A 25779-nucleotide genomic window follows, 5' to 3' on the forward strand; every position below is an offset into this window, starting at 1 on the left:
GGACGTGAGCGGGGTGTCGTGACCGCACGCGGCCGCCGGACGGGAGACGCATGGCGGGGCCGACACGCGCCTCCCGTCCGCCGTGTGGTCGCGACACGTCGCGTGCGCGCCGCCGAGGGGTCAGGAACTGTCGCCGACGCGGGCCGCAGCCGACAGTTCGCGACCACTCGTCGCACGCCACTCGCCGCACGCCCACCACGGACAGGAGGTACGTTGCCAGCCGGCACCGTGCCTCCTGTCCGTCAGCGGGTGACGGCTACTGCTGGGGCCGCCACGGCCCCTCGCCACCGGCGGTGCCGCCGTCCTTGCCGTCCTTGCGCTCACGGCGACGGAGGTACTGCTCGAACTCCTGCGCGATGGCGTCACCCGAGGCCTCGGGGGAGTCGACGGTGTCTCGTGCCTGCTCGAGCTGCCCGATGTAGGACGCCATGTCCTCGTCGTCGGCGGCGAGGGCGTCGATGCCCTCTTCCCACTCGGTGGCGTCGTCGAGCAGCGAGCCGCGGGGCACCGTGACGTCCGTGAGCTCCTCGATCTTGTCGAGCAGCGAGAGCGTGGCCTTGGGCGAGGGCGAGTTGTGCACGTAGTGCGGCACCGAGGCCCACAGGGACAGCGTGGTCAGGCCCGCCTTGTCCATCGCGTCGGCGAGGACCCCGAGGATGCCCGTCGGGCCCTCGTACGAGGACTTGTCGACGTCGAAGGCGGCACGGACCCCGGCGTTCTCGCTCGACACGAAGACCGAGATCGGCCGGGTGTGCGGGACGTCGGCGAGCATCGCACCGACGAAGACGACGGCGTCGATCGAGTAGACGTCCGCCAGGTCGATGATCTCCGAGCAGAAGCCCCGCCAGGTGCGCGAGGGTTCCGGGCCGACGAGGACGAAGACGTCACGGTCGGTGGGGGAGCCGGTGGCGCCGATGACCGGACGGCCCTCGGCACCGGGGCCGTGCAGCACGATCCGGGGCCACTGCACACCGCGGTCGCCGTTGTCGTCGGTGCCGACGGTGGGCCGGTTGAACTGGTAGTCGACGTACCGCTCACCGTCGAGCTCACGCAACTCGTCGAGGCCGAGCGACTCGACGATGCGACGCGCCAGACCGCTCGCGGCCTCGCCGGCGTCGTTCCAGCCCTCGAAGGCGACGACGAGCAAGCGACCGTCGCTGAAGGGGGAGTGCTGTGGCACGGAGCGGACCTCCTGGTGGTGGAGCGGAGCGGGGCGGGAGCGATGCCCCCGGCCGGACACGATTCAGGCATCCACTGTAGGCCCAGGGGGTGTCGGCGCACGCGCGCGTCCGCGCCCAGCGGAACGGCCCCGGTAGACTCGTCGCCCGTGACCGCGCATCCTCCTGCCCTCGTCCCGCCCGCAGCCGTGCTGTGGGACATGGACGGCACGATCATCGACACCGAGCCGATCTGGCAGCGGTCCCAGGTCGACCTGACGAACCGCTACGGCGCCGAGTGGACCCACGAGGACGGCCTGTCCCTGGTCGGGTCCGGCCTCGAGCGCTCCGGTGAGCTCCTGCGCGCCAAGGGCGTCGACATGGAGGTCGAGGAGATCATCCAGTGGATGACCGACTACGTCATGGAGCACCTGCGCGCCGGTGAACTGCCCTGGCGTCCGGGTGCCCGCGAGCTCGTCGAGGAGCTCCACGCCCGCGGCATCCCGACCGCCCTGGTCACGATGTCCCGTCGCAAGATGGCGCTCGTCGCCGCCGAGGCCCTGGGTGAGCGCGGCTTCCGCGTGGTCGTGGCCGGCGACGACGTCGACCGCCCGAAGCCGTTCCCGGACGCGTACCTGTCCGCCGCCGCGCAGCTCGGCGTCGAGCCCACCGCGTGCGTCGCGATCGAGGACTCCGCCACCGGCGTCGCGTCGGCCGTCGCCTCCGGCGCCGTCACGGTGGCCGTCGAGCACATCGTCCCGCTCTCCGAGATCGCCGGCGGCGACGTGCACCTGACCACCCTGGCGGGCGTCGACGTCGACCGGCTGGTCGAGTTGACGACGCCGGCACTGGCCGCACGGGCTGGAGGCGCGGTGCCGGACCCGGCGCGCGCTGCGGACACCGAAGGGGTCACCCGATGAGCCACACCGACGACGCACGCGACGAGGCGGACGCGAGCAGCGCCTCCAGTCCGTTCGCGGACCCGACCGCAGCCCTCCCGCACACCGCGGGCGGCGCACCGCACACGCCGCCGCGCGGCCCGTTCCGGGCCGGCGACCGCGTCCAGCTGACCGGTCCGAAGGGCAAGCTCACGACGCTGTCGCTCGAGACCGCCGGCGAGTACCACACGCACCGCGGGGTGCTCCGGCACGACGACGTCATCGGGCAGCCCGACGGCTCGGTCATCCGGGCGAGCACCGGTGACGAGTACCTCGCACTCCGCCCGCTGCTCAACGACTACGTGATGTCGATGCCGCGTGGCGCCGCGATCGTCTACCCGAAGGACGCGGCGCAGATCGTGGCCTTCGCGGACGTCTTCCCCGGGGCCCGCGTGGTCGAGGCCGGCGTCGGCTCGGGGGCGCTGTCGCTGTTCCTGCTCCGCGCCATCGGCCCGACCGGGCAGCTGCAGTCGTTCGAGCGCCGCGAGGAGTTCGCGGCGATCGCGAAGGGCAACGTCGGGACCTTCCTCGGAGCCGTCCCGGACAACTGGTCCGTCACCGTCGGTGACCTGGTCGAGTCGCTGCCCGACGCGACCGAGCCGCAGAGCATCGACCGGGTCGTGCTCGACATGCTCGCGCCGTGGGAGTGCGTGGACGCCGCGGCCGACGCCCTCGTGCCCGGCGGACTCATCGTCTGCTACGTCGCGACCGTCACGCAGCTGTCCCGCACGGCCGAGGCCCTGCGCGACACCGGGCGCTTCACCGACCCGATGCCGAGCGAGACCCTGGTGCGCACCTGGCACGTCGAGGGTCTCGCCGTCCGCCCGGACCACCGCATGGTCGGGCACACCGGATTCCTCATCACGGCACGACGCCTGGCCGACGGCACCGTGCTGCCGAACCTGAAGCGCCGCGCGGGCAAGGCGGAGTTCTCGGACGAGGACATCGAGGCCTGGACCCCCGGTGCCGTGGGCGAGCGGGCGACGAGCGACAAGAAGCTCCGCAAGGTGGCCCGGCAGTCGGCGGCGCAGGCGCGCAAGGTCGCGGCGGCCGAGGCATCGTCGGCGGCGGACGGTGCTGTGGCTCCGTCCGAGGGCGCTGTGGCTTCGTCGGATGTCGCTGCGGCTCCGTCGGATGCCGCTGCGGCTCCGTCCGGGGCCGTCGAGGACGAACGGTAGGCTGACGGCGTGCCCGTCCTGCATCGAACGGAAAGAGGGTCCGTGCGCACCATCCCCGCACTCCTGGTCACCATCGGTCTCGCGGTGTCCCTCACCGCCTGCGCCTCGAACGGTGCCGGCACCACGCCCTCGAGCTGTGCCGCTCCCGGCGCCGCGTCCGAAGCGGTGACCGCCACCGGCAAGTTCGGCTCGGAGCCGAAGGTCAACGTGCCGAAGGGCCTGACCACCAAGGGCACCCAGGTGTCCGTGCTGCAGCAGGGCACCGGTCGCACGATCGACGACGGCACCCCCGTCCTGGTCGAGTACACCCTGGTGGACGGCTCCACGGGCCAGGTCGCCCAGACGAGCGGCTACTCGGGCCAGACGGCACCGATCACCGCCGGCGCGAGCAACTACGGGGCCCTCGGTGCCTCGCTGCAGTGCGCCCGCGTCGGCGACCGCCTGGCGGTGGCCCTGCCGAAGAGCGCCCTGAGCAGCACCGGCGGCACCGCAGGCAGCTCCTCGTCGAAGAAGACCGAGGACGCCGTCATCGCCGTCATCGACGTCAAGCGCGCGTTCGACGCCCGTGCCACCGGCACCCCGCAGCTCGCAGGCGACAAGATGCCGGCCGTGGTGCTCGCGCCCTCCGGCGCCCCCGGCATCACGATCCCGTCGTGGAGCGCGCCGAAGTCGAACGAGACGCACCTGCTCCGCAAGGGCGACGGTCGCGAGCTCACCGCGAAGGACACCGCGGTCATCAAGTACACCGCCGTCACCTGGGGTGCCGACCCGTCCGTCGCCGGCTCAAGCTGGACCGACGGATCCGGCGCGCAGGCCATCCCGCTCACCAAGGGCCAGGTGGACGAGGGCGTCCGGTCCGCCATCGTCGGGCACCACGTCGGCGACCAGGTCCTGGCCATCGTCAACCAGCAGGGGACCGCGTACGCGTACGTGATCGACGTCCTCGGGGCGATCTCGAACTGACCCGGTCCGACCGTCCACGGACCGCGGCGCGGGTGCACTCCGGTGCACCCGCGCTGCCGTAGGATCGGCTCGTGCCAGCGACCCGTGTGCCCCGTGTGCCCGCCGAGGAGCGGCTGTTCAGCCTCGTGCTCGCGCTGCTCTCGACGGAGTCCGGGCTGACCAAGGCCGAGATCCTGGCCAACGTGCAGGGGTACCGGCAGCGGTTCTCGACCGGTGGCGACAACGCCTCGCTCGAGCGCCAGTTCGAACGCGACAAGGACGACGTGCGCGAGCTCGGCATCCCCCTCGAGACCATCGAGACCCCGGGTGCCGCGGGCAACAACCAGACGCTCCGGTACCGGATCCCGAAGGGTGAGTACGACCTGCCCGTCGACGTCCGATTCACCCCGGACGAGTCCGCGTTGCTCTCCCTGGCCGCGATGGCCTGGCGTGAAGGCGCACTGTCCGCCGACTCCCGCCGTGGCCTGCTGAAGGTCCGCTCGGCCGGCGCCGAGGACGACGACGGTGCCCTGCAGCTCGGAGTTGACGCGTACGCCCCGCGGCTCCGCGCCCGTGATGCGTCGTTCGAGCCGCTCCGCTCCGCGCTCGACCGCGGTGCAGCCGTGCGCTTCGACTACATCACGCCCGGGCAGCACGACGCCCGTCGTCGCGAAGTGGCTCCGCTCGCCCTGGTGCAGCACGGCGGCCGGTGGATGCTCGCCGCCCACGAGTTCGCGACGGACTCGGACAAGAACTACCTGCTGGCCCGCATCGTCGGACCGGTCACCCAGTACGAGGTCGGGCAGCACACCGCTCCCGTCGGCGCGGGGGAGCGCACCCTCGCCGAGCTCGAGCGGATCTGGGCCGAGCGCACTGCGCGCATCGCCGTGACGCCGGGTTCCGACGCCGAACGCCGACTCACCCGTCGCCGCGACACCGAGACCGACGCCGACGGCGCGCTCGTGCTGCACCACGTCGACCCGCAGATCCTCGCCGAGGAACTCGCCGCCTTCGGGCCCGAGGTCCGGGTGCTCGAGCCCGACGACCTTCGATCACGGGTCGACGAGCGCCTCCGTGCACTCGTGCGCGACCACACCGACGACGACCCTGCCGCAGCCCCCGGAGAGGACCCCGTTCGTGGCTGACGCCCAACCCCTGCAGGCGCAGGACAAGCTCGCGTTCCTGCTCGCCCTGGTGCCGTACCTGATCGACCGCGAGCGGGTCTCGGTCGCCGAGGCAGCTCGGCACTTCGGTGTGCCCGAGGCCCGCATCCGGCGTGCCGTCGAACTCATCGCGGTCTCCGGGGTGCCCGGCGAGACGATGCAGTACCAGCACGGCGACCTGTTCGACATCGCCTGGGACGACTTCGACCAGAACGACATGATCGTGCTGACCAACCTGGTGGCGATCGACGACTCACCGCGCCTGTCGGCTCGTGAGGCGTCGGCGCTCATCGCCGGTCTGCAGTACCTCTCCGCCCTGCCTGAGGCCGCCGACCGTGACGCGATCCGCGCGCTCATGGCCAAGCTCTCCCGCGGTGCCGGGGGAGCGGCGTCGACCGTCGCCGTCGGGCAGGACCTGCACGACGTCGCCCTCGCCACCATCCGCCGGGCGATGTCCGACGGCCGCGGCCTGGTCTTCGAGTACGCCGGACCGCGCACCCAGGGTGGCACCCGACGGGTCGACCCGCTCCGGGTCGAGTCCATCGACACCGACTGGTACCTGCGCGCGTGGGACCTCGATCGGCAGGCGCTCCGGACGTTCCGGCTCGACCGGATGTCCGAGGCCCGGGTCGACGACCGCCCGGCCGAGAAGACGATCGACCAGGTCGTCATCCCGGACACGCTGTTCCAGCAGGCCGCCGACGACGTCATCGTCACGGTGGAACTCGACTCGACGTCGCTGCCCCTGGTCGCCGATTTCCTGTCCGACACGGCCGACGCGCCCGACTCCGACGGACGTGTCCGCATCCGGCTCGCGGCGTCGCACGGGTTCGACGGCGTGGTCCGGCTCGTTGCCGGGTTGCCCGGTCGTGCCGTGGTGCTCGACCCGCCCGCGGCCCGTGACGCCGTGCGCGACTTCGCGGCCGCGGCCCTCGCCGCCGGCTGACGTCCGCCGCTGCGGCCGGTCCGAGCGCTGCACGTTCCGACCCGGTACGCCCGATCCCGCCAGGTATGCCTGATCTCGCCAGGGACGCCCGATCGCGCACGGTGGACCTCGGGTACCTGGTTGTTCCGGGCGTACCTGGTGTGATCTTCCGACCCGGTATGCCCGTTGCCGCCAGGTATGCCCGATCCCGCCAGGTAAGCCCGATGTGGCGCGGCACGCCCGATCCCGCACGGTGAAGCTCGGGTAGCTGGTCGTTCCGGGCGTACCTGGTGCGATCTTCCGACCCGATGAGCCCGGTCTCGCCAGGTATGCCCGATCGCGCACGGTGGACCTCGGGTACCTGGTCGTTCCGGGCGTACCTGGTGTGATCTTCCGACCCGGTACGCCCGATCTCGCCAGGCACACCCGATCCCGCCCGCTCGCTCGCCCGCTTGCCACGCGGCCGCGCCGACCCCGGCGGACTGTCGGTCCCGACCCCGTAAGATCGAGCACATGGCTTCGACGACCGCGCGCGGGCGAGCGAAGCGGCAGGGGCGCCAGAAGACCGACGCCGAAGGCCGCATGTCGCTCGGGCAGCACCTCATCGAGCTGCGCAACCGTCTCTTCCGCGCAGTCGTGGCGATCGTCGTCGGTGCGATCGGCGGCTGGTTCCTCACCCCGTGGGTGCTCGACGCGCTCCGGGCACCGGTGACCGAGCTCGCCAAGGTCGGCGGACACACGGCCGAGCTGAACTTCCCGATGATCACCGGGGCGTTCGACCTCAAGCTGCAGATCGCGATCACCATCGGCGTCGTCATCGCGAGCCCGGTCTGGCTGTACCAGATCTGGGCGTTCATCGTGCCTGCGCTCGTCCGGCGCGAGCGGCAGTACGTCTGGGGCTTCCTCGGCACCGCGATCCCGCTGTTCTTCGCCGGGTGCTACTTCGGGTGGTACATCCTGCCGCACGTGGTCGGCATCCTCGGCAGCTTCGTGTCGAGCCAGGACACCTCGATCGTCGATGCGAAGGCGTACTACGACTTCGTCATCAAGCTCATCGTCGCGGTGGGCATCGCGTTCGTGCTGCCGGTGTTCATCGTGCTGCTGAACTTCGTCGGGGTGCTGTCGGCCTCCGCCATCATCAAGAGCTGGCGCGTCGCGATCCTCTGCATCCTGGTCTTCTGCGCCATCGTCACCCCGAGTGCCGACGTCATCTCGATGTTCCTGCTGGCCATCCCGATGACCGTGCTGTACGTCGCGGCCTGCTTCATCGCGTGGATCCACGACCGCCGTCTGGCCAAGCGCCAGGCGAAGCTCGACGAGGAGTACGACCTGTGAGCGGCACGAGTGCGGCCGAGCGGTTCGCCGCGGCCAAGGTGCGCAACCGGTCGCGCAACCTCGAGCTCTTCCGGACGGACCTGCGGTTCGACCTCGACCCGTTCCAGTTCGCCGCCTGCGACTCGCTCGACCAGGGCCGCAGCGTCCTGGTCGCCGCCCCGACCGGCGCCGGTAAGACGATCGTGGCCGAGTTCGCCATCTGGCTCGCCATGCGCCAGCCGACGGCGAAGGTCTTCTACACGACGCCGATGAAGGCACTCAGCAACCAGAAGTACGCCGAGCTCGTCGACGTCTACGGCGAGTCCGAGGTCGGGCTGCTCACCGGCGACACGAACGTGAACCCCCGCGCCCGCGTCGTCGTGATGACGACCGAGGTACTCCGGAACATGATCTACGCCGACTCGGACCTGCTCGACGACCTCGCCTGGGTGGTCCTCGACGAGGTGCACTACCTCGCCGACCGGTTCCGCGGTGCCGTGTGGGAAGAGGTCATCCTGCACCTCCCGACCGAGGTTCGCCTGGTCTCGCTCAGCGCCACGGTGTCCAACGCCGAGGAGTTCGGCGACTGGCTGCAGACCGTCCGCGGCGACACCGACGTCATCGTCTCCGAAGACCGCCCGGTGCCGCTGGAGCAGCACGTCCTGGTCGGTTCGAAGATGGTCGACCTGTTCGACTCGAGCGGTGCCGCGGCGACGAACCGCGTGAACCCGGAACTGCTCCGCATGGTCGGCGGCGGTTCCCGGAGCGAGCGGAACGGCGGCGGCCACCGCGGCCGGCGCGGTCGTGGTGGCTACCCCGAGCGTCGCGGGCCCCGCACCGAGAAGGTGCACCGCGAGCAGATCGCGCACATGCTCGACGAGCGGATGCTCCTGCCCGCCATCTTCTTCGTGTTCAGCCGCAACGGCTGCGACCAGGGCGTCCGCAACGTCCTGCGCTCGGGCCTGTCCCTGACGACGGTGCAGGAGCGCAACGAGATCCGCGAGACGGCGGAGTACCACTGCCGCACCCTGCTCGACGAAGACCTGGCCGTCCTCGGCTACTGGGAGTGGCTCGAAGGGCTCGAGCGCGGGGTCGCGGCGCACCACGCCGGCCTGCTCCCCGCCTTCAAGGAGGTCGTCGAGAACCTCTTCCAGCGCAAGCTCCTCAAGGTCGTGTTCGCCACCGAGACCCTGGCACTCGGCGTGAACATGCCGGCGCGCACCGTCGTGCTCGAGAAGCTCGAGAAGTTCAACGGCGAAGCCCGTGTGCCGATCACCCCGGGGGAGTACACGCAGCTCACCGGTCGTGCCGGTCGTCGTGGCATCGACGTCGAGGGGCACTCGGTCATCCAGTGGACCGACGGGCTCGACCCGCAGGCCGTCGCGTCGCTGGCCAGCCGTCGCACGTACCCGCTCAACTCGTCGTTCAAGCCGACCTACAACATGGCCGTCAACCTGATCGACCAGTTCGGCCGGCAGCGCACGCGCGAGGTCCTCGAGACGTCGTTCGCCCAGTTCCAGGCCGACCGGTCGGTGGTCGACCTCGCCCGCAAGGTCCGCTCGCAGCAGGAATCCCTCGACGGCTACCGCGAGGCGATGCAGTGCCACCTCGGCGACTTCACCGAGTACTCGGCACTCCGCCGTGAGCTCTCCGACCTCGAGCGCACGAACGTGCCCGGCGGTCGCGAGGCGTCACACGGCGCCCGCCAGGAACGCCAGGCCGCGATCACGGCGGTCCGCCGCCAGCTGCAGCGCCACCCCTGCCACGCCTGCCCGGAACGCGAAGCCCACGCCCGTTGGTCCGAGCGCTGGTGGAAGCTCAAGCGCGCCAACGACAAGCTCGTCCAGCAGATCCGGTCCCGCACGGGCGCCGTCGCCACGACGTTCGACCGTGTCACCGAGGTCCTGCTCGAGCTCGGCTACCTGGTCGACGCCGGCAACGGCGAAGCCACTGTGGCCGCGGGCGGCCGTCGTCTGCAGCGCATCTACGGCGACCGCGACCTGCTCGTCGCCGAGTGCCTCGAGGCGGGGGTCTGGAAGGACCTCACCCCGGCACAGCTCGCTGCCATGGCCGCGACGATCATCTACCAGCCCCGCCGCGAGGACGCGCCCGGCACCGAGCACGCCCTGCCCCGCGGTGCGTTCCGCCCCGCGCTCGACGAGACACTGACCATCTGGTCGCGCCTCGACGACATCGAGCGTGCGGCGCGCCTGGCCGGTTCGCAGCCGCCGACCCCGGCGATGGCCGTCGGCATGTTCCGCTGGGCCTCGGGCTCGGCCCTCGACGACGTCCTCCGCACCCTCGACCTGCCGGCCGGCGACTTCGTGCGCTGGTCGAAGCAGGTCATCGACCTGCTCGACCAGATCCGGAACGCCGGCGACGACGAGCTCGCCCAGACCGCCCGACGGGCGACGGACGCGGTTCGCCGCGGCATCGTCGCCTACGCGGCGGTCTGACAGGAGGCCCGGTGCGGGTTCCGGAGACCAGTGTGCGCGGGCTGCCCGCGCGCGTCGGCCGCGGGGCGGTCGCGACGGGCCCGTTCGCCGCGTTGCCGCTGGGCACCGCGGTGCCGTTGGCCGTCATCGGCGGGATCCTCTTCGCCCTCGCGTTCCCGTCGCCCGGATGGTGGTTCCTCGCCTACCCGGCACTCGCCTGCATGCTGCTCGCGGTGATGGGGCAGCGGGCGCGGCGTGCGGCGTGGATCGGCTACCTCGCCGGCGCGGCGTTCTGGATCCCGGCCATCTCGTGGGCCGGTCGCTACCTGGGCCCGGTCCCGTGGTTCGCACTCGCCCTGCTCGAAGCCGCGTTCTTCGCACTCGGCAGCGTCGCCATCGCCCTGGCGTACCGCTGGGTCGCGCGCGTGGTGCCCTCGACCGCCGGACGCGTGTGGGGCCTCCCGGCCGTCGTCGCCGCGCTCTGGACCGGACGCGAGTGGTTCTCGGGGAGCTGGCCGTACGGTGGTTTCGCCTGGGGGCGGGTGGGCCTGTCGCAGTCGCAGGGGCCGTTCACGCACCTGGCCGCGTACGTGGGCGTCCTCGGGCTGACGTTCGTCGTCGTGTACTGCGTCGCGGTCGTGGTGTCGCTCGCGCTCGTGGCACCCCGTGTGCCGGGCGTCACGCTCCGGCTGCCCGTGCGGGTGGCGACGGCGGGTCTGCTCGTCGCGGCGGTCCTGGCCGTGCCGGCGTGGCCGACCGCCACGAGCGGCACGATCCGGGTCGAGTCGGTGCAGGGCAACGGTCCCGCGGGCTACTTCGACCGTGCGGAGCCCGGCGACGTCCTGGCAGCGCAGGTGGCGGCGACGGACGTGGACGCGAAGGGTGTGGACCTGGTCGTCTGGCCGGAGGCCGGTGCGGAGTACGACCCGCGCCAGCAGCCGGTCATCGCCTCCGCCCTCGACTCGGTGGTCGACTCGCTCGACGCCCCGATCGTCGCGGGTGCCATCACGCAGACCCCGTCAGGGGTGCTGCACAACACGTCGTTCGTGTGGACCGCGGACGGCTGGCAGTCGTCCTACGACAAGAAGCGCCCGGTGCCGTTCGGCGAGTACGTGCCCGACCGCTGGTTCTTCTCCAAGCTCGCACCGTCGCTGATCGGTCTGCTGCAGCGCGACTACACGCCGGGGACGAAGCCGAACGTGCTCTCCGTCGCGGGCATCCGTGCCGGCATCTCGATCTGCTTCGACATCGTCGACGACGGGCTGACCGCCGACATGGTGCGCGGGGGAGCGCAGGTGATCCTCGCGCAGACGAACAACGCCGACTTCTCGGGCACCGACGAGAACCTGCAGCAGCTCGAGATCGCGCGGATGCGGGCCATCGAGACCGGTCGGTCGCTCGTGAACATCTCGACCGTTGGAGCGTCGCAGGTCATCGACCCGAGCGGGCGCACGATCGACCGGGTGCCGGAGTACACCGCGACGTCGATGGTGACCGACGTGCCGCTCGGCACGTCCACCACCCCGGCGTCGATCCTGTCCGGCTCGATCACGCTCCTGCTCTCCCTCGGCGGACTCCTCGTGCTCCTCGCCTGCGCGCCCTGGGGCCGTCGCACCCGCTCCTGATCGGGCCCGCCGCGCCCAGCCACTGGGAACGGACTGTGAATGCGCCGGTACGGGATTGATGGGGCGTGGGACAGTGTTGTGGAGGGCAGACGAGCGAGAGGAGCACACACATGGCTGATCGGAGTCTCCGCGGCATGCGGCTCGGGAGTCAGAGTCTCCAGAGCGAAGAGGGCGTCGAGCTCTCAGATCGCAAGCGCGCGGTCTACCAGACGGATTCGGGTGAGACGTTCGACATCGTCTTCTCGGCCGATGCGGACGTCCCCCAGACCTGGTCGGAGCCGCGCTCCGGTCGCGAGGGCCGCCTGCTCGGCGACGACGGGATCCCCGTCGAGGTCGCCGAAGAGGACGTGAAGGCACCCCGCACCCACTGGGACATGCTGCTCGAGCGCCGCTCGCGCGACGAACTCGAGGAGCTCCTCGAAGAGCGCCTGCAGGTCCTCCGCGCACGACGCGGCGCCTGACACCACCGAACACACGACGACGCCCGCCCCGGTTCCCCGGGGCGGGCGTCGTCGTGTGTTGGTGCCGGAGCGTCAGCGCCGACCGGAGCCGTCGCTGGTGCGGTGACCGGAGGCGTCGTCGCCCGGCGTGGGCGGAGTGTCGGCGACCTGTTCAGCGGTCGCGTCGTCGGCCGCCGCGAGGTGTGCGTCGACACTGCGGTTCGACTCGGCCAGACGTGCGTCGAGGTCGGACTCGGGAACGATGTCCGCGGCGGTGGCGTCCGCCCGCGGCATCGTGGTGTCCGCGGCTGCGGTGTTCGCCAGGCTCTCGTTCGCGAGCTTGGAGATGCGGGAAAGGAAGTCCGTGCCACCGGCGCCGCCGGCGACCGGGCCGGCGCCGCCACCACGGCTGGCGCTGAAGCCCTTGGCGATGCCGGACAGCGCCTCGGTGAACTCGCTCGGGATCATCCAGAGCTTGTTCGACGTGCCCTCGGCGATCTTCGGCAGGGTCTGCAGGTACTGGTAGGACAGCAGCTTCTCGTCCGGGTCACCGGTGTGGATGGCCTCGAACACGGTCGCGATGGCCTGGGCTTCACCCTCGGCACGGAGCACCTGAGCCTTGGCGTCACCCTCGGCGGCCAGGATCGCTGCCTGTCGCTGTCCCTCGGCCTCGAGGATCTGGGACTGCTTGGTGCCCTCGGCCTGGAGGATCGCGGCACGTCGGCTGCGCTCGGCACGGAGCTGCTGCTCCATGGCGTCCTGGATGGACACGGGCGGCTCGATCGCCTTGAGCTCGACTCGGCCGACGCGGATGCCCCACTTGCCCGTGGCTTCGTCGAGGACGACGCGGAGCTGGCCGTTGATGTTGTCGCGGCTGGTCAGTGCCTCTTCGAGGTTCAGGCCACCGACGACGTTGCGGAGCGTGGTGGTGGTGAGCTGCTCGACGGCGCCGAGGTAGTTCGCGATCTCGTACGTCGCGGCACGGGCGTCGGTCACCTGGAAGTAGACGACCGTGTCGATCGAGACCACCAGGTTGTCCTCGGTGATCACGGGCTGCGGCGGGAACGAGACGACCTGCTCACGCATGTCGAGCAGCGGCCGCAGGCGGTCGATGAACGGGACGAGAAGGTTCAAGCCCGGGTTGAGGGTCTTGTGGTACTTGCCGAGTCGTTCGACGACGCCCGCGGTGGCCTGCGGGACGATCCGGATCGCCTTCGCCAGGACGACGATCACGAAGATGACGACGACGAGGACGAGCACGAGCAGTGCGATCGTCCCCGGGGAGATGCTGGTCACGAGGTGGCCCTTTCTGCGAGGCGCACGACCGCGGTCGACCCCTCGATCGACTCGACGACCACGGGGGTCCCGAGTGGCGGTGTGCGGTCGACGGAGCCCGCGGCGAACCGCGCGCTCCAGGTCTCGCCGTTGGCCAGGCGCACCTGACCAGGACTGGAGGAGGTGAAGGCGACCGCGACCGTGCCGGCGAGCCCGATGAGCCCCTCGGCGTTGGTGCGGTGCGGGTCGGCCCCGCGGCCGAGCGCCACGAGCAGGCGCGGTCGGACGAGCGACAGCAGCACGAGTGCGGCCACCGCGGCGACGATGGCGGACAGCCACCACGGGGCGCCGAGCAGTGCGGCGATCAACCCGCCGGCGGCACCCGCCGCGAGCATGATGAAGATGAAGTCGAGGGTGAAGATCTCGACCACGCCCAGGAGCAACACCAGGCCGATCCAGACGGTGCTCTGGATCCAATCGATTCCGTTCACGCGATCTCCCTCCCTCGGTCGCGCGCGGCGGCTCGCTGCGTCGCGACAGCCGGTACAACTCCGTTCAACATATCAGGGCCGTCCGACGGTCGTGCAGGCGATTGGTAGGCTCGGTGCGCCCGACCGGCCGGAACCAGACCTGGAGAACACGACTGTGAGCAACCCCCTCGCCCCCGGATCCCTCACCGACAAGCGCGCCGTCGTCACCGGTTCGTCCCGAGGCATCGGCGCCGACACCGTCGGGTACCTCGCCGAGGCCGGGGCGAAGGTCGTCGTGAACTACCGCAACAAGGCCAAGCGCGCGGAGCAGATCGCCGAGAAGATCGTCGAGGCGGGCGGTTCCGCCCTGGCCGTCGGCGCCGACCTGACCGAGCACGACTCCGTGCAGGCCCTCGTCGACACCGTCGTCCAGGAGTGGGGCGGCATCGACCTGCTCGTGCTCAACGCGTCGGGCGGCATGGAGTCCGGCGTCGGCGAGGACTACGCGCTCCGCCTGAACCGCGACGCCCAGGTCGACATGCTGCAGACCGCCGTGCCGCACATGCCCGCCGGCTCCCGCGTGGTGTTCGTCACGAGCCACCAGGCGCACTTCGTCGAGACCGCCGAGACGATGGACGAGTACGTCCCGGTCGCCAAGAGCAAGCGCGCCGGAGAACTCGCCCTCCGTGAGCTCATCCCGCAGCTCGAGGCCGCCGGCATCGAGTTCGTCGTCGTCTCCGGCGACATGATCGAGGGCACGATCACCGCGACGCTGCTGAACCGCCTGAACCCCGGCGCGATCGAGGGTCGTCGGCAGGAGGTCGGCAAGCTCTACAGCGTGTCCGAGTTCGCGGCCGAGATCGCCCTCGCCGCCGTCGAGCCGATCCCCGCCGACCACACCAAGCTGGTCGGCGACGTCAGCGGTTTCGTCGGCTAACGTCGGGCGGGTGACCGCCAAGCCCGGCCTGCGCCGCACCTCCCGCATCCTGCTGCTCGACCCCGAGGGCCGCGTGTTCCTGATGGACACGAACTCGCCCTCGTCGGACGGCGCCCACCGCTGGATCACGCCGGGTGGTGGGGTCGACCCGGGGGAGACCCACCGCGACGCCGCGATCCGTGAGCTGCGCGAGGAGACCGGGATCGTCATCGACGAACCGGGCGAACCGGTGTGGTCCTGGGACTTCACGGTCGAGTGGGACCTCGCCGACCACGACCGCGGGCACGCCGAGTTCTACGTCGTCCGCACGCCCGGCTTCGAGCTGTCGGACGCCGAGTGGACCGACGACGAGCGCGTCGACATCCTCGCCTCGCGGTGGTGGACCGCCGACGAACTCGACGCGACCGACGAGGAGTTCGAACCCGCCGAGCTGCCGGACCTGGTGCGCCGGCACGGCGCCTGAGCACCGCACCACGGCCTGACGGCCGACCCAGGACCGGACGGGAGGCCCGTGGCGGCCCCGCCACGGGCCTCCCGTCGGTACGCTGACCCGCATGCACACCGATCCGGTCGACGACGACCCCACCGGCGCCGACGCGCACCCTGCCGACCGGCACGGCCGGATCCGGGTGCGCGGTGCCCGCGCGAACAACCTGCGCGACGTCGACGTGGACCTGCCGAAGCGGCGGCTCACGGTGTTCACCGGGGTCTCCGGCTCGGGCAAGAGCTCGCTCGTGTTCGGCACGGTCGCCGCCGAGTCGCAGCGGATGATCAACGAGACCTACAGCGCGTTCGTGCAGGGGTTCATGCCCTCGCTCGCGCGCCCGGACGTCGACCTGCTCGACGGCCTGACCACCGCGATCGTCGTCGACCAGGAGCGCATCGGCGCAGACCCGCGCTCCACCGTCGGCACCGCGACGGACGCGAACGCGATGCTGCGCGTGCTGTTCAGTCGACTCGGTCAGCCGCACATCGGGGGGCCGAACGCGTTCTCGTTCAACCTCGCCACCGTGACGGCCGGGGGAGCGATCACGGTGCAGAAGGGTGCGGACGCGAAGGCCCAGAAGGTCTCGTTCACGCGGCTCGGCGGCATGTGCGCCGACTGCGAGGGTCGGGGGCTGGTGAACGACATCGACCTGACGCAGCTGTTCGACGACACGAAGTCGCTCGGGGACGGCGCCCTCACGATCCCCGGGTACGGGACCGACGGGTGGAACGTGCGGCTGTACGCCGAGTCGGGCTACTTCGACCGGGACACCCCGATCCGCGACTTCACCGAGCAGGAGCGGCAGGACTTCCTGTACCGCGAGCCGACGAAGCAGAAGATCGCCGGCATCAACATGACCTACGAGGGGCTCGTGCACCGGGTCCGCCGATCGTTCCTGCAGAAGGACCGCGAGGCGATGCAGCCGCACATCCGGGCCTTCGTCGACCGTGCGGTGACCTTCACGACGTGTCCGGCCTGCGACGGGACCCGGTTGAACGACACCGCACGCTCGTCGAAGGTCGCGGGCCGCAGCATCGCCGACGTCTGCGCGATGCAGATCACCGACGCCGTCACCTGGCTGCGGGGGCTCGACGACCCCGGGGCCGGGCCGTTGCTCGAGGGGCTCCGCGACCTGCTCGAGTCCTTCGTCGAGATCGGACTCGGCTACCTGTCGCTCGACCGCCCCACCGGCACGCTGTCCGGGGGAGAGGGGCAGCGCGTGAAGATGGTGAAGCACCTCGGCTCCTCGCTCAGCGACGTCACCTACGTCTTCGACGAGCCGAGCACGGGGCTGCACCCGCACGACATCGAGCGGATGAACGAACTGCTCGTCCGGTTGCGCGACAAGGGCAACACCGTCCTCGTCGTCGAGCACAAGCCCGAGGTCATCGCGATCGCCGACCACGTCGTCGACCTCGGGCCCGGTGCCGGTTCCGGCGGTGGGACGCTCTGCTACCAGGGGTCCGTCGACGGGCTGCGTGCCAGCGGGACCGTGACCGGTCGGCACCTGGACGACCGCGTGACCGTGAAGTCCGAGGTCCGTCGTCCGGACGGGGCGATCGCGATCCGCGGCGCTTCGGCCCACAACCTCCACGACGTCGACGTGGACGTCCCCACCGGGGTGCTCACCGTCGTGACGGGGGTCGCCGGCTCGGGCAAGAGCACGCTCATCCACGGGTCGCTGGCTCGGCGCGACGACGTGGTCGCCATCGACCAGAGCGGCATCCGGGGCTCACGGCGGAGCAACCCGGCGACGTACACCGGCCTGCTCGAGCCGATCCGCAAGGCGTTCGCGAAGGCCAACGGCGTCAAGCCCGCCCTGTTCAGCGCCAACTCCGAGGGTGCCTGCCCGGCGTGCAACGGTGCCGGTGTCGTGTACACCGACCTCGGCATGATGGCGGGCGTCGCGAGCCCCTGCGTCGAGTGCGACGGCAAGCGGTTCGACCAGTCCGTGCTCGGGTACCACCTGGGCGGGAAGGACATCAGCGAGGTGCTCGGCATGTCCGTCGCCGACGCGCTGGCGTTCTTCGCGGCGGGGGAGTCCGCACTGCCGGCGGCCCACACGATCCTCGCCCGGCTCGCCGACGTGGGGCTCGGGTACCTGACGATCGGCCAGCCGCTCACCACGTTGTCCGGGGGAGAGCGGCAGCGGCTCAAGCTCGCGACGCACCTCGGTGACCGGGGCGGCGTGGTGGTGCTCGACGAGCCCACCGCGGGCCTGCACCTGGCCGACGTCGAGCAGTTGCTCGGCCTGCTCGACCGGCTCGTCGAAGCCGGCCGGACGGTCGTCGTGATCGAGCACCACCAGGCCGTGATGGCGCACGCCGACTGGATCATCGACCTCGGACCGGGTGCCGGCCACGACGGCGGGCGGATCGTGTTCGAGGGGACGCCCGCTGCACTCGTGGCGGCACGGTCGACGCTGACTGGGCAGCACCTGGCGGCGTACGTCGGAGCCTGAGCCGGGGGACAGACTCAGGGGGCGAATCTGGGCATAAGCCGTGTGTGAGGACTACCGTTCTGACTGACGCTCACGATCGGCTACCCGGCCTGGATCGGCGTCCTGACCAGAAGGAGCTCCACCATGTCCAACCCCGGCAACGCGCCCGCGCAGTCGAACACCTTCGCCATCGTCTCCCTGGTGCTCGGCATCATCGGGACCGTCGGCGGCATCTTCATCGCCATCATCGGTGTGGTGGCGGGCATCGTCGGTCTGGTGCTCGGCATCCTCGCGCGGAAGCGCGGTGGCAGCCGGGGAATGATCCTCGCGGGCATCATCCTGTCGATCGTCGCCATCGTCGTCGGGATCATCGGCTACATCGCCACCGCGGTGCTCCTGAATCAGGCGTGAGCCAGAGCCCGCCTGGCGGGCCCGCATCGTGAGCAGTAATGGTCGAGTCCAGCGGATGGACTCGACCATTGCTGCTCACCAGGTGTCTTCGGCGCCGAGCTTGCGGCTGTTCAGGAACGCGGGCGTACCGTCCGGCGCATGAGCTACAGCCAGCCTGACCCAGCCGAAGAGACCACCCAGAGCGAGTCGTCGGAGCAGCCCGACACCGACCAGGACACCCTGGAGGAACAGGGCGGCGAGCCAGCAGCGCTCGAGATCGACGCCGACGACGTCCCGACGAAGCCCGCCGACTGACGCCGTCGTCATCCAGTGAGCAGAAGGGGTCGAGTCCGTACAGCGGACTCGACCTCTTCTGCTCACGAAGCATCTTCGCCGGTGCGCCGATAATGCATATTATGTCAACTTAGGTTCGATCCGGCTACTCTCTGGGAATGGACACACCCTCTGAACGGATCGCGCGTGCGATCGATGACGCGCTCACAGCCACTGCCGCGAACTCGCCAGCGAGCGTGATCACACGTGCCGCCCTCCGTGTAGCGATGCTCCGACAAGACGCCGTCGCGGAGTTCTGGTTGCGCATGGAGGTGCAGGGAGTCGACGACTCAACCCAAGACCGCAACCGAGCGTTACTCGCGCGGCTCACTGCCCAGATTGGAGCTGAGGATGCCCAGAAGGAGTGGGCGATCACGGCGAAATCATTCGAGGTACGACGCAGGATGAAGCTCGACGACAAGGAGACCTTCCTGTTCCCGTCTGTCGCAAGCCTTGAGTCGTCGCTCGCCTCTCTGATGACCATCCACGATGACGAGATCCCCGAGGGCATGACACCACTCGACACCGGTTTGGCCTTCCTCGACCGCCGTAAGTTGCGCGCGAGCCTTACGATCCCTGTCTCGGAACGCCGAAGCATGCTCGAACGAATCAAGGATGCCGCTTACACCTACGTCCTGGACGCCGAGGCGCAGATTCTCGTAGGCGAGGCAGTCCCAGATTCCGTAGCGAGGGGGCGAGGGTTCGTCGAGACGGAGCTTGCGAGAGTTGCGCCGTCCGCGCTTGAGGCACTGCGGGCCGCGGAAACTCGCTCTGTTGACGACGAGCAGGAGGCCGCCAGCCAGGCCGCAACTTCGTGCCGCCGCGCCATCAAAGCCCTGGCGGATGCGCTCTACCCGCCTGGGCCTCCCGTTGCAGGCGAGGACGGCGTGACCCGCTCGATGGACGACGACCATTACCGGAACAGGCTGACGACCTGGGTGCACGAGAGGAAGGGGCGCTCAACCCATGCAGACCTGCTCGCGTCCAACCTCGTCACGCTGGGTACCCGCCTGAAGTCGCTCGACGATTTGGCCAGCAAGGGCGTGCACGCAGACCTCTCACGGGCCGAAGTGGAGTCGTGCGTCTCGTGGGTTTACATGCTCGCAGCCGATCTCCTCCGCGTGGAAGTCCAGTCCGCCGCTCCATCGGAGTGATCTGATTGCAAGCGATGTGATTGCACCCTGCTTGCGGAATGCCAGCATTGAACCACCGACCCTCGCAGTTAATCGTGAATCCGCGGTAGTGTGGTCAGTGTTCGGGAACTACCTGGATACAGAACCGCCCCGGCGATGCCGGGGCGGTCTGTCCTGCACAACCAGCTGACGGTCGAACTTGCTGGCTCACCGTCAGCGGAGAGGTATATATGGCCAGGCACTTCGCCGTGTCCATGCGGATGCGCGTCCATCGCGTTGTCCGCCTTCGTATCGAGTCTACCGCGGATGAAAAAGTTACGCCAGTGCGTAAAAGCTCTACGGTAGCTATTTCGTTTATCCCTCTCGTGTTGACGACGATGCTTACGACGTTCCAGTTGTGGGACCACGCATCGTCCGCCATCACGACAGTGTTCTAGACGAAGCAGAACAAACGGCCCGTCTCGCATTTTCCGCGAGCCGGGCCGTTTTGTTTTTCTACTACACAAGATTCGTGGCGTGATTGCGTTTCGCGCGGCGGATCCTCCCGGGTCCACTATTGCGTCGTTTACGTCGTCCAGTTCATCTTCCGTTGCTGTCGTCGCGGTTGCGGTTCTGTACGTCGGTTCGTACGCCGACGATGACGCGCGTGACGCAGACTCGGGTCTGCGCACCGCTCAGGCGTTGAGGACCTGAGCGAGCTCGTCGGCCTTCAGGTCGAAGGACCCGTCGCCGAACGCACCAGCGCGGATCTTCTCGCGCCAGATGGGGGTGAACGCGTCCAGCATTCGCTTGTACGAACGCAACCAGGGGTGGTGCGAGTTGCCGCCGTCGTACGGCGTTCCGTCCGCGAACCGATCCGCCAAGTCGACCCACTTCCCCTGATCGACGACCAGGTGCCGTGCGTAGCTGAGCAGGCGGCTCTCGTAGTCGTCGTTAGCGTCGAACCCGCGGAAGACCGCGATGTTGTGCGACCGCGACTCCACCGCAATGCGCTCGTCGTTGTCAAGACGCTTCATCGAGGTCTCGAGGGCACGGAACATGTCGAGGATGTCCATGACGAGCCCGCTGTCGCGTCGCGGCAGTTCGGCGTAGATCGTAGTAAAGAGCTGCGGGTACTCCCCTGTCCAACCGTATTCGAGGACCTTGGCGCGCTCAACCTCCCACTCGGCTGCATCGGGATCCGCGGCGAGCTGCTGCGCGTGGATGCGGTGCAGCATCGCGAGAGTGTGACGTTCGACCGTGCTGAGTCGTTCCGGAACGGGCGCCTGACCCGACCGGTCGACTTCGTCACGGTCGTCGCTGCGCCCAAGACTCGCGAGGAGCACTTCCCGGGAGTGCTCCCCGATCTTCAGGCCGTGTTCGCGGGCGATGGATTCCAGGCTGTCGTATGCCTCGTCAGGGACACGAGTGGTAATGACTTTGCTCATGCGAAACAGCGTAACGCATACATGTATACATCTGCAAAGGGTTGTCGCCGTCGAGGCAGTCGCGCTGCGGACGTTCCGTCAGTAGCCTGGACAGCGACGATGGACCTGCCAAGGTGACGATGGAAAAGTTGTGCGGGCGCGGACGCGCGGACCGAAGGCTGACGGGAACGCCCGAGCCTCAGAACACCGCGACGGTCATCCCTGAAGAAGTGGCGGGGCGGTCCATCGCGACGAGTGCCTCGGGCAGGTCGTCGAAGCCGATCGTGCGGCCGATCGTCTCTTCCGGACGCAGCCGCCCGGCCACGATGGCGTCGAGCATCGCGCCGTACTCCCCGACCGCTGCCCCGTGGCTGCCGAGCAGTTCGAGTTCGTCCGCGATGACCCGGCCCATCGGGATCGCCGGAGCGGCTTCGTCGTCAAGCAGCAGCCCCACCTGCACGTGCCGACCGCGCGGACGCAGGGACGCCACGGCGGCGACCGAGGTGGCACGGCTGCCGTAGGCGTCGAGCGAGACGTGTGCTCCGCCGCCCGTGCGGGACCGCACCGTGGTGACGGCATCGGCGTCCATCAGCACGGTGTCGGCGCCCAGGGCTGCTGCGCGTTCGAGTGCGGCCGTGGAGACATCGACGGCGACGACGTGCGCGCCGGCGGCCACGGCGACCATGACCGCGGAGAGTCCGACTCCTCCGCACCCGTAGACCACGACCCACTCCCCTGCGGCGACGCGCCCTCGGGCGTGCAGGGCGTGGAACGCGGTGCCGAATCGGCAGCCGAGCGCCGCCGCCACCGCGAAGTCCACGGCATCGGGCAGCGCGACGAGGTTCAGGTCGGCGTGCGGGACGACCAGGGAGTCCGCGTACGAGCCCTGCAGGTCGAACCCGGGCTGCTGCTGGGCGGTGCACACCTGGGTCGCGCCGTCGAGGCATTCGGCGCAGGTCCCGCAGGCGAACACGAACGGTGCCGTGACCCGGTCGCCGACGGCGAAGCGCTGGACGCCCGTGCCGATCGACGCGACGACGCCGGCGAACTCGTGGCCGGGCACGTGCGGCAGCCGGACGGAGTCGTCGTGGCCCTTCCAGGCGTGCCAGTCACTGCGGCAGACGCCGGTGGCAGCCTCCCGGACGACGACGCCGTGGTCGGGTGCGACCGGTTCCGGCAGGTCGACGATCGAGGGGACGGAACCGAACTGGGCGTACTGGACAGCGCGCATGCGGCCATCCTGACAGACGCCGGACGCCGGACGCCGGACGCCGGACGCCGGACGCCGGACGCCAGACGGCGGATGCCGGACGCCCGACGGCGGACCAGCGCGACCGACCGCCAGCCGCGACCCGCGCGTCGGGGTCCCCACGGGCCTCCAGGCCGACGGCCACCCGACCACCCGACCACGCGAGCGGTCCACCGCACCCCGATCGGCCGTTGCGCCGCAGGCGCGTCCACCGGTTGACTCGTCACGTGACCGATCTGCGCTTCTCCGCCGACCCCGAAGACCTCGACGTCGACCGCGTGCACCGCTGGCTGAGCGAGGAGTCGTACTGGGCCCGCGGCCGTGACCGGGCGACGCAGGAGGCGATCATCGCCGGCTCCCGGAACTTCGGCGTGTACGACGCGACGACCGGCGAGCAGCTCGGCTACGCGCGCGTGATCACCGACGGCGTGACGTTCGGGTGGCTCGCCGACGTGTTCGTGGACCCCGACGCCCGGGGCCGCGGCGTCGGGGTCGCACTCGTGCGCGGCGTGACCGACGCGGTCGAGCCGCTCGGCCTGAAGCGCTTCGCCCTGTTCACCGCGGATGCCCACGGGCTGTACGAGCGGTTCGGGTTCCGCCCGCTGCCCGATCCGGACGGCTGGATGATGCGTCCCGGGCCGGGGTTCGGCGCCGACGTGCACGACTGACGGGGCGCGGGCGCACACGCAGCGCTGCCCCTCAGTACTCGATGCGGCCCTCGCGGTTGTGGAACTCGCCCGTCGGCCCGTCGGTGCCGATCGTCGCGAGCATGACCGTGGCGTCGGTGCCCTCGGTGATCGTCTGGTGTCCGCCGAACCCGTTGAACTCCGTCGCGGTGTAGCCCGGGTCGCTCGCGTTCACCCGGAACCCGGGCAGGTTCTTCGCGTACTGCACGGTCAACGCGATCACGGCGGCCTTCGACGCCGCGTACGGCACCGCCGGCACCCCGTACTCGTCGTGTCCCGGTGTCGTCAGCCAGCGCGGGAACCCCACCCCCGACGAGACGTTCACGATGACGGGTGCCGCCGAACGTCGCAGCAGGGGCAGCGCGGCCTGGGTCACCCGGACGATGCCGGTGACGTTGGTGTCGAGCACGGTCGCCATCGCGCTCGCGTCGAGGTCGTCGACCCCGAACGAGCTGCCGAGGATCCCGGCGTTGTTCACCAGGACGTCGAGTTCGGGGATCGTCGCGATCGCCGCGTCGATGCTGGCCTGGTCGGTGACGTCCAGCTGCACGACGTGGGCGCCGAGTGCGCGGGCGTCGTCGCCGCTCGCCGGGTCGCGCATACCGGCGTACACGGTGTGGCCGGCTTCGAGCAGTCGGCGTGCGGTCTCGAGTCCGAGGCTGCGGTTGGCCCCGGTGATGAGTGTCGTTGTCATGCGCCCAGCCTGCCCCCGCCGGCCCGGCTCCCCCAGGCACGGTGCGACGGTGGGACCGGCAGTACCAGGACGGACTGGAGGCGCGGGGCGATGATGGTGGACATGAGCGAGTTCGCGAACGTGTTGCGTTCCTGGCGCGACCGGGTGCGTCCCGAGGCGGTCGGCCTGCCGGCCGGCCCCGGCAGACGGACCCCGGGCCTCCGTCGCGAGGAGCTCGCCGCGCTGGCGGGCGTGAGCGTCGACTACGTCGTCCGCCTCGAGCAGGGCCGGGCGACGAACCCGTCGCCGCAGCTGCTCGGTGCCCTCGCGACGGCGCTCCGGCTGTCGTCCGAGGAGCGGGACCACCTGTGCCGGGTGGCCGGCGTCGCCCCGCCGTCGCGTCAGGTGGTGCCGCGGCACATCACGCCCGGCGTGCAGCGGCTGGTCGACCGGCTCGGTGACGTCCCGCTCGCGGTGTTCACGGCGACCCACGACATCGTGCTCTGGAACGAGCTGTGGGCCGCGGTGAACGGCGACCCCTCGCGGTACGTCGGGCTCGATCGCAACCTGGTCTGGCGGCACTTCACGCAGGAGCGCGACGGGGTGGACTGGGACGACGAGCACCAGGAGGAGTTCTCGAGCGACCTCGCCGCCGACCTGCGGCAGGCGTACGGGCGTTACCCGGCGGACCGTGACCTGGCGGACCTGGTCGAACGGCTGCTGCGGGAGTCCCCCGAGTTCGCCCGCCGCTGGGAGACCGGCCGGATCGCCGAGCACCGTGCGAGCCGCAAGGTCGTGCACACGCCGGTCGGGCCGGTGGAGATCGACTGCGACGTGCTGAGTGTCCCCGGCGGTGACCTGCGGATCGTCGTCTACACGGTCGTGCCGGGCTCCGAGGACGCCGCGAAGCTCGACCTGCTCCGGGTCACCGGCCTGCAGGAGCTCACGCCGCGGTGAACACCAGCGACGCGTTCTGACCGCCGAACCCGAACGAGTTGTTCAACGCGGCACGGAGCGGCGCGGTCCGGGCGGTGCCGGAGACGACGTCGAGGTCCACCGCAGGGTCGAGCCGGTCGAGGTTCAGGGTCGGTGGCACGGTCCCGGTCTCGAGCGCCCGCAGGGTCAGGATCGCCTCGACCGCGCCGGCAGCGCCGAACATGTGCCCGATGGCGCTCTTCGGAGCGGTGACCAGCGCTCCGGTCCCCACCGCACGGCTGATGGCGGCCGCCTCGCCGACGTCGCCGACCGGGGTACCGGTCGCGTGCGCGTTCACGTGGTCGACGTCGGCACCGGTGAGTCCCGCCATCCGGATCGCGGCGCGCATCGCCCGCTCCTGCTCGCTGCCGTCCGCCAGCGGTGCGGTGATGTGGTGCGCGTCCGAGGTGATCCCCCACCCGGCGAGCGTGCCGTGCGACCGCTGCCCCCGGGCGGCGGCGTGGTCGGCGCGCTCGAGCACGACGATGCCGGCGCCCTCGCCGAGGACGAAGCCGCGGCGGTCGGCGTCGAACGGCCGGGACAGGGTCGTCGGGTCGTCGCCGTCGGGCTTCGCGAGGGCCTGCGACTGGGCGAACGACGCCATCGTCACCGGGGTGACCGCGGCCTCGGTCCCGCCGGTGATGACGACGTCGGCCTCACCGGTGGCGATGAGTCGCGCGGCGGTGGCGATGGCCTCCGCACCGGAGGCACATGCCGACACCGTCGTGTATGCGCCGCCCCGCGCCCCGTAGGCGATGCTGATCTGCGCGGCGGCACCGTTCGCCATGAGCATCGGCACCGTGCGCGGTGAGACCCGCCGGGCACCGGACGCGCCGAGCACGTCGTGGGCGTCGAGGAGCGTCTCCACTCCCCCGATCCCGGTGCCGATCACCACGGCGAGGCGGTCGCCCTCCACCGCGGGGGCACCGGCGTCGGCCCAGGCCTCGTCCGCGGCGACGAGCGCCAGCTGCTGACTGCGATCCAGGCGATTGGCGCGGACCCGCCCGAGCGACCCCTCGGCGTCGAGGGCGGCATCGGCCCCGACCCGGATCGGCACCTGTTCCCAGAGCGCTCCGTCGCGGTGCAGGGCGCGGACGCCGGAGCGACCGGCCACCAGGGCGTCCCAGAGCGGCGCGACGCCGTGGCCGAAGGGTGAGACCGCGCCGAAGCCGGTGATGACGATGTCCACGGGAACTCCTCTTGTACGT

23 protein-coding genes and 1 pseudogene are annotated in these 25779 nt (G+C 70.5%); 17 read left to right on the forward strand and 7 right to left on the reverse strand.

Going from position 1 to position 25779, the window contains the following annotated elements:
- Positions 1-256 precede the first annotated feature (256 nt).
- Positions 257-1180, reverse strand: coding sequence for a proteasome assembly chaperone family protein (locus tag DEJ02_RS01030; RefSeq protein ID WP_027465645.1), 924 nt, complete (start codon positions 1178-1180; stop codon positions 257-259).
- Positions 1181-1327: 147 nt separating this feature from the next.
- Between DEJ02_RS01030 and DEJ02_RS01035 the strand changes: the two genes are divergently transcribed.
- The 9 genes from DEJ02_RS01035 to DEJ02_RS01075 all read left to right on the forward strand — a co-directional run bounded on the left by DEJ02_RS01035 (position 1328) and on the right by DEJ02_RS01075 (position 12138).
- Complete coding sequence (locus tag DEJ02_RS01035; RefSeq protein ID WP_258378638.1) at positions 1328-2077, forward strand: HAD family phosphatase; 750 nt, start codon at positions 1328-1330, stop codon at positions 2075-2077.
- Positions 2074-3273: a tRNA (adenine-N1)-methyltransferase gene (locus DEJ02_RS01040; RefSeq protein ID WP_111031700.1), complete on the forward strand. Its 1200-nt coding sequence runs from the start codon at positions 2074-2076 to the stop codon at positions 3271-3273. The genes DEJ02_RS01035 and DEJ02_RS01040 overlap by 4 nt, the downstream gene beginning before the upstream one ends.
- A gap of 42 nt (positions 3274-3315) precedes the next feature.
- Entirely contained in the window at positions 3316-4236 is a 921-nt protein-coding gene (locus DEJ02_RS01045) for an FKBP-type peptidyl-prolyl cis-trans isomerase (protein ID WP_111031701.1), read from the forward strand.
- A gap of 71 nt (positions 4237-4307) precedes the next feature.
- A complete protein-coding gene (locus DEJ02_RS01050) occupies positions 4308-5360 on the forward strand; it encodes a YafY family protein (protein ID WP_071403785.1) in 1053 nt (350 codons plus the stop codon).
- Complete coding sequence (locus DEJ02_RS01055) at positions 5353-6324, forward strand: YafY family protein (protein ID WP_111031702.1); 972 nt, start codon at positions 5353-5355, stop codon at positions 6322-6324. Before DEJ02_RS01050 ends, DEJ02_RS01055 begins: the two co-directional genes overlap by 8 nt.
- 561 nt (positions 6325-6885) lie before the next feature.
- Positions 6886-7638: a twin-arginine translocase subunit TatC gene (tatC, locus tag DEJ02_RS01060; RefSeq protein ID WP_110863923.1), complete on the forward strand. Its 753-nt coding sequence runs from the start codon at positions 6886-6888 to the stop codon at positions 7636-7638.
- Positions 7635-10073, forward strand: a complete 2439-nt coding sequence (locus tag DEJ02_RS01065; protein ID WP_071244709.1) for an RNA helicase — start codon at positions 7635-7637, stop codon at positions 10071-10073. The genes tatC and DEJ02_RS01065 overlap by 4 nt, the downstream gene beginning before the upstream one ends.
- Positions 10074-10084: 11 nt before the next feature.
- Complete coding sequence (gene lnt, locus DEJ02_RS01070) at positions 10085-11677, forward strand: apolipoprotein N-acyltransferase (RefSeq protein WP_258378639.1); 1593 nt, start codon at positions 10085-10087, stop codon at positions 11675-11677.
- Positions 11678-11787: 110 nt separating this feature from the next.
- Positions 11788-12138 (forward strand): RNA polymerase-binding protein RbpA, encoded by a 351-nt coding sequence (locus tag DEJ02_RS01075; protein WP_111031704.1) that lies wholly within the window; start codon positions 11788-11790, stop codon positions 12136-12138.
- Positions 12139-12498: 360 nt separating this feature from the next.
- Here DEJ02_RS01075 and DEJ02_RS01080 read toward each other — a convergent pair.
- Positions 12499-13413, reverse strand: a pseudogene (locus DEJ02_RS01080) (SPFH domain-containing protein); the annotation flags it as partial.
- Positions 13410-13883, reverse strand: coding sequence for an NfeD family protein (locus tag DEJ02_RS01085; protein WP_111031705.1), 474 nt, complete (start codon positions 13881-13883; stop codon positions 13410-13412). The pseudogene DEJ02_RS01080 and the gene DEJ02_RS01085, both read right to left, overlap by 4 nt.
- 154 nt (positions 13884-14037) lie before the next feature.
- On the opposite strand from DEJ02_RS01085, the gene DEJ02_RS01090 reads away from it, so the two are divergent.
- From DEJ02_RS01090 to DEJ02_RS01110, 6 genes are all read left to right on the forward strand, one after another.
- Complete coding sequence (locus DEJ02_RS01090; protein ID WP_111024422.1) at positions 14038-14799, forward strand: SDR family oxidoreductase; 762 nt, start codon at positions 14038-14040, stop codon at positions 14797-14799.
- Between the two features lie 10 nt (positions 14800-14809).
- The gene (locus DEJ02_RS01095; RefSeq protein ID WP_071403789.1) at positions 14810-15262 is read left to right on the forward strand and encodes an NUDIX hydrolase; all 453 of its coding nucleotides are present in this window, start codon (positions 14810-14812) and stop codon (positions 15260-15262) included.
- Between the two features lie 91 nt (positions 15263-15353).
- The gene (locus DEJ02_RS01100; protein WP_220038355.1) at positions 15354-17747 is read left to right on the forward strand and encodes an excinuclease ABC subunit UvrA; all 2394 of its coding nucleotides are present in this window, start codon (positions 15354-15356) and stop codon (positions 17745-17747) included.
- Positions 17748-17870: 123 nt separating this feature from the next.
- The gene (locus DEJ02_RS01105) at positions 17871-18137 is read left to right on the forward strand and encodes a DUF4190 domain-containing protein (protein WP_111031706.1); all 267 of its coding nucleotides are present in this window, start codon (positions 17871-17873) and stop codon (positions 18135-18137) included.
- Between the two features lie 138 nt (positions 18138-18275).
- Complete coding sequence (locus DEJ02_RS18385; protein WP_181440243.1) at positions 18276-18431, forward strand: hypothetical protein; 156 nt, start codon at positions 18276-18278, stop codon at positions 18429-18431.
- 137 nt (positions 18432-18568) lie between these two features.
- Positions 18569-19603, forward strand: a complete 1035-nt coding sequence (locus DEJ02_RS01110) for a hypothetical protein (RefSeq protein WP_146249199.1) — start codon at positions 18569-18571, stop codon at positions 19601-19603.
- A gap of 653 nt (positions 19604-20256) precedes the next feature.
- Here the strand turns inward: DEJ02_RS01110 and DEJ02_RS01120 are convergent.
- Together DEJ02_RS01120 and DEJ02_RS01125 are read right to left on the reverse strand one after the other, a co-directional pair.
- Entirely contained in the window at positions 20257-21009 is a 753-nt protein-coding gene (locus DEJ02_RS01120) for a YfbU family protein (RefSeq protein ID WP_111031709.1), read from the reverse strand.
- Positions 21010-21187: 178 nt separating this feature from the next.
- Complete coding sequence (locus tag DEJ02_RS01125) at positions 21188-22219, reverse strand: alcohol dehydrogenase catalytic domain-containing protein (RefSeq protein ID WP_111031710.1); 1032 nt, start codon at positions 22217-22219, stop codon at positions 21188-21190.
- A gap of 245 nt (positions 22220-22464) precedes the next feature.
- On the opposite strand from DEJ02_RS01125, the gene DEJ02_RS01135 reads away from it, so the two are divergent.
- Positions 22465-22905, forward strand: coding sequence for a GNAT family N-acetyltransferase (locus tag DEJ02_RS01135; RefSeq protein ID WP_111031711.1), 441 nt, complete (start codon positions 22465-22467; stop codon positions 22903-22905).
- Positions 22906-22936: 31 nt separating this feature from the next.
- On the opposite strand, the gene DEJ02_RS01140 is transcribed toward DEJ02_RS01135, so the two are convergent.
- The gene (locus DEJ02_RS01140; protein ID WP_111031712.1) at positions 22937-23617 is read right to left on the reverse strand and encodes an SDR family NAD(P)-dependent oxidoreductase; all 681 of its coding nucleotides are present in this window, start codon (positions 23615-23617) and stop codon (positions 22937-22939) included.
- 102 nt (positions 23618-23719) lie between these two features.
- Here DEJ02_RS01140 and DEJ02_RS01145 point away from each other — a divergent pair, with 102 nt between their 5' ends.
- A complete protein-coding gene (locus DEJ02_RS01145) occupies positions 23720-24553 on the forward strand; it encodes a helix-turn-helix domain-containing protein (RefSeq protein WP_181440244.1) in 834 nt (277 codons plus the stop codon).
- On the opposite strand, the gene DEJ02_RS01150 is transcribed toward DEJ02_RS01145, so the two are convergent.
- The gene (locus tag DEJ02_RS01150; RefSeq protein WP_111031714.1) at positions 24540-25760 is read right to left on the reverse strand and encodes a beta-ketoacyl synthase; all 1221 of its coding nucleotides are present in this window, start codon (positions 25758-25760) and stop codon (positions 24540-24542) included. The two genes, DEJ02_RS01145 and DEJ02_RS01150, sit on opposite strands and share 14 nt — an antisense overlap.
- Between the last annotated feature and the right edge of the window lie 19 nt (positions 25761-25779).

It is taken from the genome of Curtobacterium sp. MCLR17_042, from assembly GCF_003234695.1.
In the GTDB taxonomy this organism is placed as follows: Bacteria; Actinomycetota; Actinomycetes; order Actinomycetales; family Microbacteriaceae; genus Curtobacterium; species Curtobacterium flaccumfaciens.